Below are 1821 nucleotides of genomic sequence, written 5' to 3' on the forward strand. Positions count from 1 at the left end.
CCGCCACGGCGGCCAGGCGCATGACCGGCGCGCGCTGGTGGCGCAACTGCAGCAAACCTTGCCCAGCCTGAAGCTGCAGGTGGCCGTGGACGTGCTGGACCTGCCATGGGACGACGCAGGGGGCGGCTGTCCGCGTCTGGACTTTTCGGCGTTGGTGGCCGACGCGCTGCTGCCCGGTGAGGCGCAAGTCCCCGCACCGCTGGCCCCGGCCTGGCTGCCCTTCGATCATCCGCTGTGGATCGTCTATTCCAGCGGCACGACAGGACTGCCCAAGCCCATCGTGCACGGCCACGGCGGCGTGGTGCTGGAGGCGCTGAAGATGGGCGGGCTGCACAACGACCTGGCGCCAAGCGCCGTTGGCGGTGACCGCTTCCACTGGTACAGCAGCACCGGCTGGATCATGTGGAACAGCCAGGTTGCCGGCCTGCTCAGCGGCACCACGGTCTGCCTGTTCGACGGCTCACCGGCAGCGCCCGCCAATGGCCATTCGGGCGCGCCGGATTGGTCCACGCTGTGGCGCTTTGCCGGCCTGGCCGGCTGCACCTTCTTCGGCGCCGGCGCGGCGTTCTACGCTGCTTGCCTGAAGGCTGGGGTGGCGCCGCAGCAGGTGGCCGACCTGCACCGCCTGCGCGCGGTCGGCTCGACCGGCTCGCCACTGGCACCCGAGTGCTACGAATGGATCTGGCAGCAGCTGCCGCGGCCCGGTGGCCGGCCGATCTGGATCTCCTGCATCTCCGGCGGCACCGACTTCGCCGGCGCCTTCCTGGCCGGCACGCCCGCCCTGCCGGTGGTCGCCGGCGAGATGCAGTGCCGCTGCCTGGGTGCTGCGGTGCAGGCCTTCAGCGAGCCCGATGACGAGGGACGTGGCCGGCCGCTGATCGATGAGGTGGGCGAGCTGGTGTGCACCGCGCCGATGCCTTCGATGCCGCTGTACTTCTGGGGTGACCAGCCGCCAGGGCCGCAAGGTCAACGCCTGCACGACAGCTATTTCGACACTTATCCCGGCGTCTGGCGGCATGGCGACTGGCTGCGCATCGTGCCGCATCCGGACGCTGGTGCGGCTGGCGCCATCATCTACGGCCGCAGCGACGCGACCATCAACCGCCACGGCATCCGCATGGGCACGGCCGAGCTGTACCGCGCGGTCGAAGCCGAGCCCGAGGTGCTGGACAGCCTGGTGGTGGACCTGGAGTACCTGGGCCGGCCGTCGTTCATGCCACTGTTCGTGGTGCTGCGCGAGGGGCTGGCGTTGGACGAGGCGCTGGTCGCGCGGCTGAAGGCCGGCATCCGCCAGGCGCTGTCGCCGCGCCACGTGCCCGACGTGGTGCTGCAGGTGCCGGCGGTGCCGCGGACGCTGTCGGGCAAGAAGATGGAGCTGCCGGTGAAGAAGCTGCTGCTGGGCGAGGCGGCGGAGAAGGTGCTGAACCCGGACGCGATGGCGAACGCCGGCGCGGTGGGCTGGTTCGTCAGTTACGCGCAGCAGCGCCTGGCGGGCTGATTCAGCTGGCCGCGAACTGGGCGATGGCGGCAGCCGGCCGAGCGCCCGCCTGACGGTCCGCCTCCTGGCCGCCCTTGAGCTTGAGCAGCGTGGGAATGCTGCGGATGCCGAAGCGGGCCGAGACCCGCGGGTTTTCGTCGCTGTTGACCTTGGCGAACACCACCTTGCCCTTGAGCTGCGCGGCGGCCTGCTCGAACTGCGGCGCCATCATGCGGCAGGGGCCGCACCATTCGGCCCAGAAGTCCACCACCACTGGCAGCCCGCTGGCGCGCACGAAGGCGTCGAAGTTGGCGTCGGTCAACGTCACGGGGTGGCCGTCGGCC

The 1821-nt window shown here is 70.9% G+C and carries 2 protein-coding genes; one reads left to right on the top strand and one right to left on the bottom strand.

Annotation, left to right across the window (positions count from 1 at the left end):
• A partial coding sequence (locus FKP22_RS29150; RefSeq protein WP_141291653.1) for an AMP-binding protein occupies positions 1 to 1498 on the top strand: 1498 nt, incomplete at its 5' end.
• Position 1499: 1 nt separating this feature from the next.
• Here the strand turns inward: FKP22_RS29150 and trxA are convergent.
• Positions 1500 to 1821, bottom strand: a 322-nt coding sequence (trxA, locus tag FKP22_RS29155) for a thioredoxin (RefSeq protein WP_141291655.1), incomplete at its 5' end; no start/stop codon positions are given.

This window comes from Ideonella azotifigens (genome assembly GCF_006519715.1).
GTDB lineage: Bacteria > Pseudomonadota > Gammaproteobacteria > Burkholderiales > Burkholderiaceae_C > Ideonella > Ideonella azotifigens.